We start from the raw sequence: 6,963 nt of genomic DNA on the forward strand, positions 1-6,963 counted from the left end.
CGCCGGGCCCGCCGCCGGGTGCGCCGCCGGGGGGTGGGCCGTCCGTCCCGCCGCCGGGTGCGCCGCCGGGTGCCCCGCCGCCGGGTGCGCCGCCGGGTCCCCGGCCGCCGGGTGCGCCGCCGGGGGGTGTGAGGGTGGGGTCGGTGGGGGGTGGGGTGTAGCCGGGGTGGTGGTGTTCGGCGGAGCGGTGGGAGGCGCGGGTGGCGGTGGCCTGGGCGACCGGGCGGCGTTCGGTGTCGTAGCTGTCCAGCAGGGCGGGGCCGGCCCAGCGGTGGTGGACGGCGGCGAGTTTCCAGGCCAGGTTGTGGGCGTCCTGGATGCCGGTGTTGGCGCCGAAGGCGCCGGTGGGGGACATCTCGTGGGCGGCGTCGCCGGCCAGGTGGACGCGGCCGGCGGTGTAGCGCAGGGCGACGCGTTCGGCGGCGTGCCAGGCGGCCCGGCCGGTGATGCGCACGTCCAGGTCGGGGGCGCCGACCGCGCGGCGGATGTGGGCGGTGCAGCGGGCGTCGGTGAAGTCGGCCAGGGTCTCGCCGGTCTCGGGGTGCCAGGGGGCGTGGAAGACCCAGCGGTGGTGGTTGTCGACCGGGAGCAGGGCGCCGTCGGCGTCGGGGCGGGTGAGGTAGCACATCAGGAAGCGGCGGTCGCCGACCAGGTCGGCCAGGGCGTGGGAGTCGAAGGCGATGCTGACGTTGTGGAACAGGTCGCCCGGGCCGCTGTGGCCGATGCCGAGTTGGTCGCGGATGGGGCTGCGGGGGCCGTCGGCGGCGACCAGGTGGTCGGCGCGGACGGTGGTGTGGGTGCCGGTGGTGCGGTCCTTGAGGACGGCGGTGACGCCGTCCGGGTCGGGGGTGAAGGAGAGCAGTTCGGTGGCGTAGCGCAGGTCGCCGCCGAGGGCGCGGGCGGCGTGGAGGAGGACCGGTTCGAGGTCGTTCTGGCTGCACAGGCACCAGGCGCTGGGGCTGAGGCGGGCGAGGTGGCCGTCGGGGTCGAGGTGCTGGAAGAGCCAGCGGCCGGCGGTGGGGTCGGTCAGGGTGGGGGTCTGCAGGATGCCGTGGTTGTCGGCCAGGGTGGTGGCGGCGCGGCGGACGGCCGGTTCGATGCCGGCGGTGCGGAAGAGTTCCATGGTGCGGACGTTGTTGCCGCGGCCGCGGGGGTGGGTGGAGGTGGTGGCGTGGCGTTCGACCAGCAGGTGGGGGACGCCCTGGCGGCCCAGGAACAGCGAGGTGGACAGGCCCACCAGGGAGCCGCCGACGATGAGGACCGGGACGGTCAGGTCGGCTTGAGGGTGCATCGCTCTCCTTCAGCGCGTCGGGTCCGCGGGCGCCCGCGGGGAGGGTGGGGTGCCGGTGCTCATCCATGCCCCCGCCGCCGCCCGCCCCGCCCCCACATCACCCGGATGAACCCGCCCCGGTGAGTGCGCGCGGGGTGGGGGAGGGCGGGTGATCCGGCCGGGTCGTGCGGTGGCCGGAGGGTGTCACGCGGCCTGACGTCCCGAGGACGCGCCGGGTGATTCCGCCGGGCGTCCGTGGCTGGTGAGCCGTCATCTCCCGTCGCCGGCAAGGCATGTGTCGGTGCCTTACCCGGCCGGGCACCGGGCGGCGTGCGGGCGTCCGGGAGCCGCCACACACCGTCCGCGGACCACCTGTCGGGGCGTCACCTGGTTGATCCGCAGGATTTGCGGGGCCGGTGGGACCGCCAGACGATCAAGACTCGTGGCGGGCGACGCCGGGACGAAGCGGGCCCCGGTCTCCTCCGCTTCCTCCACGGTTTCTTGATCCCACTCTTTGGTGAAGGAGAGGTGTGCCGGATGACTGCCTCGGGCCGTGTGGCGCAGGTGTCGGGTGGTGTCTCCCAGTCGGCGTTCGACGGCTCCAGGCTGCGGGTGGTGCTGCTGTTGGAGGTCGAGGACGGGGCGCAACAGGAGTTCCTGACGGCCTACGAGCGGATGTGCCGGCGGGTGGCGTCCACCCCGGGGCACGTCCAGGACCAGGTGTGTCAGTCGGTGGAGGACCCCGCCCAGTGGCTGATCACCAGCGAGTGGGAGAGCGCACCGTCGTTCCTGGCCTGGGTCAACAGCGAGGAGCACCTGGAGATGGTCCGGCCGCTGCGGGCCTGTGTGCGTTCCATGCGGTCGTTGCGGTACGGCATCGTGCGCGAGACCGGCTCCGGCCGGAGCGAGGCCGGGGCCGGGGAGCGACCGGTGGTGCCGGTGCGGGTGGGCGACGGGGTGGTACGGCACGCGCTGACCTACACCGTCGTCCCGGGCAGCGAGGACAAGGTCGCCGAGATCCTGGCCGACCACCCCCTGCCGGCGACGGGGGAGGGGGACCCGGTCCGGCTGGGCCGCACCGGGCTGTTCCTGCACGGCCGCCGCGTGGTGCAGACCTTCGAACTGCGCCACCTGCGAGGCGATCTGCTCACCGGCCTGCTGCACCTGGCCTCCCTGCCCGAGACCCGTGCCCTGGAGGAAGCCCTGGCCCCGCACCTGGAGCGGGAACGGAACCTGGACGAGGTGTCGGCGGCGCGGGAGTTCTTCACCCGAGCCGCGCTGTCGGCCGTGCACCACGTCGCCTCCTCCCGGCCCGCCTCGCCCCGGACGCGGCGGTGCGCTCTGGCCTACCCGGCCCGGACCGGCTCGGGCGAGGCGTTGGCGCGGCTGCTGGCCGGGCAGGACGACGCGGCCACCGCCGACCCGCACGGCCCGCTGCGCGCGGCCACCGTCTTCCACCGCGACGACCTCGTCGTCCGCCTGGTCGACCTCGACGCCGACCCCGCCTCCTGCCCGGCCACCGCGGTGGGCCTGGCCGACCCCGAGGCCGTCACCGCGGCAGCGTCCCTGCTCGACACCGCGGCCCTGGACCTGGACCGCCCCCTCGCCGACGACCGGGCGCTGCCGCGTCTCCTCGCCCTCGCCGGTATGCGGACCCTCGCCGACCGCACGGCCGCCGACCTCTGACCGCCCACCACCTCCGACCACCGACGACCTCGCACGGCGCCGGCTTCCCGATCGCCCTGTCCGCCGGTGGCCGACCGCTCTCCTCGTACTCGTCCGTTGTTTTCGTCTCTGGGAGTGATCGTTGATGTCCGAGCAGCGTCCGTGCATCGTGGACCTGGACCAGGTACCGCCCAACCGCCGCCGGGGAGGTGATCTGCGGGCGGTGCTCACTCCGGCCACCGCGGGCTCGACCAGCGGATTCATGGGCCTGGCCCTGGCCGAGCCCGGCGAGCGGATCGCCGAGCACTACCACCCCTACTCGGAGGAGTTCGTCTATGTGGTGGCCGGGGAGTGGGAGGTGGACCTGGACGGGGTGCCGCATCCGCTCCGGGTGGACCAGGGGCTGCTGATCCCGCCGCACGTGCGGCACCGGTTCCGCAACGTGGGCGCCGGGCAGGCCCGGCTGGTGTTCCATCTGGGGCCGCTGGCGCCGCGGCCGGAGCTGGGCCATGTGGACACCGAGACCACCGCGGACGCCGCGCCCGCCGCCGCGCCGGCCGGGGTGGCGGAGGCCGCCGGAGGCGGGCGGTGAGGCGGCGGGTGGCGGTCACCGGGCTCGGGGTGGTCGCGCCGGGCGGCATCGGCGCGGCCGCGTTCTGGGACCTGCTGGCCGCCGGCCGGACCGCGACCCGGCGGATCAGCCTGTTCGATCCGGCCGGGCTGCGCTCCCAGATCGCCGCCGAGTGCGACTTCGATCCGGCCGCGCACGGCCTGGACCCGGACCAGATCCGGCGCTGCGACCGGTACGTGCAGTTCGCGCTGGTGGCCGCGGCCGAGGCGCTGGCCGACGCCGGGCTGGCCCCGGACTGGGCCGATCCCCGGCGGATCGGGGTGGTGCTGGGCACCGCGGTGGGCGGCACCACCCGGCTGGAGCACGACTACGTCGCGGTCAGCGAACGCGGCGCCCGCTGGGCGGTGGACCCCGACCGGGCCGGCCCCGAGCTGCACCGGGCGTTCTCGCCCAGCGCGCTGGCCGCCACCGTCGCCGAGCGGTTCGGCGCCGGCGGGCCGGTGCAGGCGGTCTCCACCGGCTGCACCTCGGGCCTGGACGCGGTCGGCTACGCCTACCACGCGGTCGCCGAGGGCCGGGCCGAGGTCTGCCTGACCGGCGCCTCGGACTCGCCGATCTCCCCGATCACCATGGCCTGCTTCGACGCGATCAAGGCCACCTCGCCGAGCAACGACGATCCCGCGCACGCCTCCCGGCCCTTCGACGCCGACCGGAACGGCTTCGTGATGGGCGAGGGCGGCGCGGTGCTGGTGCTGGAGGAGTGGGACCGGGCCCGGGCCCGCGGCGCCCGGATCTACGGCGAGGTGGCCGGCTACGCCACCTTCGGCAACGCCTACCACATGACCGGGCTGACCGCCGAGGGCCGGGAGATGGCCCGGGCCATCGACACCGCGCTGGCGATGGCCCGGCTGGCGCCCACCGCGGTCGACTACGTCAACGCGCACGGCTCGGGCACCCGGCAGAACGACCGGCACGAGACCGCGGCGGTCAAGCGGTCGCTGGGCGCGCACGCCTATGCCACCCCGATGAGCTCGATCAAGTCGATGATCGGGCACTCGCTGGGCGCGATCGGGTCGTTGGAGGTGGCCGCCTGTCTGCTGGCGCTGGCCCATCAGGTGGTGCCGCCCACCGCGAACTACACCACTCCCGATCCGGAGTGCGATCTGGACTACGTGCCCCGGCAGGCCCGCGAGCGGCGGTTGTCGGCGGTGGTGTCCATCGGCAGCGGCTTCGGCGGTTTCCAGTCCGCCCTGGTCCTCACCCACCCCGACAGGAGGCAGTGATGGCGGAGCAACCGGCCCGGGCCGCGGTGATCACCGGGCTCGGCGTGGTCGCCCCGGGCGCGATCGGCACCGAGGCGTTCTGGAAGAACACCGCCGACGGCCGCCCCGCACTGGACCGGATCACCCGATCCGGCTGCACCCACCTGCCGGTCACCGTGGCCGGCCAGATCGACGGCTTCGATCCGGCCGCCACCATCGAGGAGACCTTCCTGGTCCAGACCGACCGGTTCACCCACTTCGCGCTGGCCGCGGCCGCCTGGGCGCTGGAGGACGCCCGCCTGGACCCCGCCCCCGCCTCCCCCTACACCGTCGGCGTGGTCACCGCCGCCGGCTCCGGCGGCGGCGAGTTCGGCCAACGCGAACTCCAACAGCTGTGGAGCGCCGGCCCCCGCCACGTGGGCCCCTACCAGTCCATCGCCTGGTTCTACGCCGCCGCCACCGGCCAGATCTCCATCCGCGGCGGCTTCAAGGGCCCCTGCGCGGTGGTCGCCGGCGACGAGGCCGGCGGCCTGGACGCCCTGGCCCACGCCGCCCGCCTGGTCGCCCACGGCACCGACACCGTGCTCGCCGGCGCCGCCGAGGCCCCGCTGGCCCCCTACTCCCTGGTCTGCCAACTGGGCTACCCCGAACTGAGCACCACCGCCGACCCGGCCCGCGCCTACGCCCCCTTCACCACCGCCGCCACCGGCTACGTGCCCGCCGAGGCCGGCGCCATGCTGGTGGTGGAGGCCGCCGAGACCGCCGCCCGCCGCGGCGCCGCCCCCCGCGCCCTCCTGGCCGGCCACGCCGCCACCTTCACCGCCCCCCACCGCCGCGCCGACTCCCGCGCCGGCCTGGCCCACGCCATCCGCACCGCCCTGACCGCCGCCGCCTGCGCCCCGCAGGACATCGACGTGGTCTTCGCCGACGCCCTGGGCACCCCCACCGCCGACCGCGCCGAGGCCGCCGCGCTCGCCGACGCGCTGGGCCCACACGCCGCCGAGGTCCCGGTCACCGCGCCCAAGACCGGCATCGGCCGCGCCTACTGCGCCGCCCCGGTGCTGGACGCGGCCACCGCGGTGCTGGCCATGGAACACCGCCTGATCCCGCCCACCGTGCTGCCGCCCGACACCACCCCGACCTGCGACCTGAACCTGATCACCACCCCCCGCCCCGCCCCGATCCACACCGCGCTGCTCCTCAGCCGCGGCCTGATGGGCACCAACGCCGCCCTCGTCCTCCGCCACACCCCCTGACCCCCACCACCGGACCCCCACCCCGGACCGGCCTCCCGCCCCGGACCGGCCCGGCACCCCTCACCGGGACCGGCCCGGACCCCGCCCCGGAGATCCCCTTCTCCGGGCATTCACCCCCACCCCACCCCGGGAGCATCCGTCATCCCCCCGTCGTCGAAGGAGCACCCCATGACCGAACAGACCACCACCCCCCAGGCCCCCGCCCCCGCCGGCGGGGGGCCGGTCACCCTCGCCGACCTGGCCGCCCTGATGCGCCAGACCGCCGGCGTCGCCATCGACCCCACCACCCTGGCCGACCACGCCGACACCGCCTTCACCGCCCTGGACCTGGACTCCCTCGGCCTGCTCGGCATCGTCGGCGAACTGGAAAAACGCCACGGCCGCAACCTCCCCGACCACGCCGAACAGTGCAAAACCCCCCGCGAATTCCTCGACTGCGTCAACACCGCCCTCACCACCGGAGCCTGACCATGCCCGGCCACACCGAGAACGAGATCACCATCGACGCCCCCCTCGACCTGGTCTGGAACATGACCAACGACATCGCCAACTGGCCCCGCCTGTTCAGCGAGTACGCCGCCGTCGACATCCTCCACCAGGACGGCAACCGCACCACCTTCCGCCTCACCATGCACCCCGACCCCGACGGCACCGTCTGGAGCTGGACCTCCGAACGCATCGCCGACCGCGACACCCTCACCGTCCGCGCCCGCCGCCTGGAGACCGGCCCCTTCGCCCACATGACCATCCACTGGACCTACCACCCCACCCCGCACGGCGTGCGGATGCGCTGGATCCAGGACTTCGCCATGAAACCCGACGCCCCCGTCGACGACGCCTGGATGACCGACAACATCAACCGCAACAGCCGCATCCAGATGGCCCTCATCCGCGACCGCATCGAACACGCCGCCCGCACCACCCCCACCCCGGCCGGCA

The 6,963-nt window shown here is 75.1% G+C and carries 7 protein-coding genes; 6 read left to right on the plus strand and 1 reads right to left on the minus strand.

Annotated elements, in window-relative coordinates:
* Window positions 1-1,291, minus strand: a 1,291-nt coding sequence (locus tag ABD335_RS04340) for an FAD-dependent oxidoreductase (protein ID WP_344320720.1), incomplete at its 3' end; no start/stop codon positions are given.
* A 516-nt stretch (window positions 1,292-1,807) separates the two neighbouring features.
* Here ABD335_RS04340 and ABD335_RS04345 point away from each other — a divergent pair.
* The 6 genes from ABD335_RS04345 to ABD335_RS04370 form a co-directional block, all read left to right on the plus strand.
* Complete coding sequence (locus ABD335_RS04345; RefSeq protein WP_344320721.1) at window positions 1,808-2,956, plus strand: SchA/CurD-like domain-containing protein; 1,149 nt, start codon at window positions 1,808-1,810, stop codon at window positions 2,954-2,956.
* A gap of 124 nt (window positions 2,957-3,080) precedes the next feature.
* Window positions 3,081-3,527 carry a cupin domain-containing protein gene (locus tag ABD335_RS04350; RefSeq protein WP_344320722.1) on the plus strand — a complete coding sequence of 149 codons (447 nt, stop codon included), beginning with the start codon at window positions 3,081-3,083 and terminating at the stop codon, window positions 3,525-3,527.
* Window positions 3,524-4,789 (plus strand): beta-ketoacyl-[acyl-carrier-protein] synthase family protein, encoded by a 1,266-nt coding sequence (locus ABD335_RS04355; protein WP_344320723.1) that lies wholly within the window; start codon window positions 3,524-3,526, stop codon window positions 4,787-4,789. Before ABD335_RS04350 ends, ABD335_RS04355 begins: the two co-directional genes overlap by 4 nt.
* A complete protein-coding gene (locus tag ABD335_RS04360; RefSeq protein ID WP_344320724.1) occupies window positions 4,789-6,024 on the plus strand; it encodes a beta-ketoacyl synthase N-terminal-like domain-containing protein in 1,236 nt (411 codons plus the stop codon). Before ABD335_RS04355 ends, ABD335_RS04360 begins: the two co-directional genes overlap by 1 nt.
* Before the next feature lie 168 nt (window positions 6,025-6,192).
* Entirely contained in the window at window positions 6,193-6,492 is a 300-nt protein-coding gene (locus tag ABD335_RS04365; protein WP_344320725.1) for a phosphopantetheine-binding protein, read from the plus strand.
* A gap of 2 nt (window positions 6,493-6,494) precedes the next feature.
* Window positions 6,495-6,963, plus strand: a 469-nt coding sequence (locus ABD335_RS04370; protein ID WP_344320726.1) for an SRPBCC family protein, incomplete at its 3' end; no start/stop codon positions are given.

The sequence above is a fragment of the Streptomyces macrosporus genome, from assembly GCF_039533145.1.
Classification (GTDB): Bacteria; Actinomycetota; Actinomycetes; order Streptomycetales; family Streptomycetaceae; genus Streptomyces; species Streptomyces macrosporus.

Excerpts from the sequence above, each read along its gene's own strand:
- ABD335_RS04345 (WP_344320721.1), top strand. The coding sequence starts at position 1,808 with ATGACTGCCTCGGGCCGTGTGGCGCAGGTGTCGGGTGGTGTCTCCCAG.
- ABD335_RS04350 (WP_344320722.1), top strand. The coding sequence starts at position 3,081 with ATGTCCGAGCAGCGTCCGTGCATCGTGGACCTGGACCAGGTACCGCCC.
- ABD335_RS04360 (WP_344320724.1), top strand. The coding sequence starts at position 4,789 with ATGGCGGAGCAACCGGCCCGGGCCGCGGTGATCACCGGGCTCGGCGTG.
- ABD335_RS04365 (WP_344320725.1), top strand. The coding sequence starts at position 6,193 with ATGACCGAACAGACCACCACCCCCCAGGCCCCCGCCCCCGCCGGCGGG.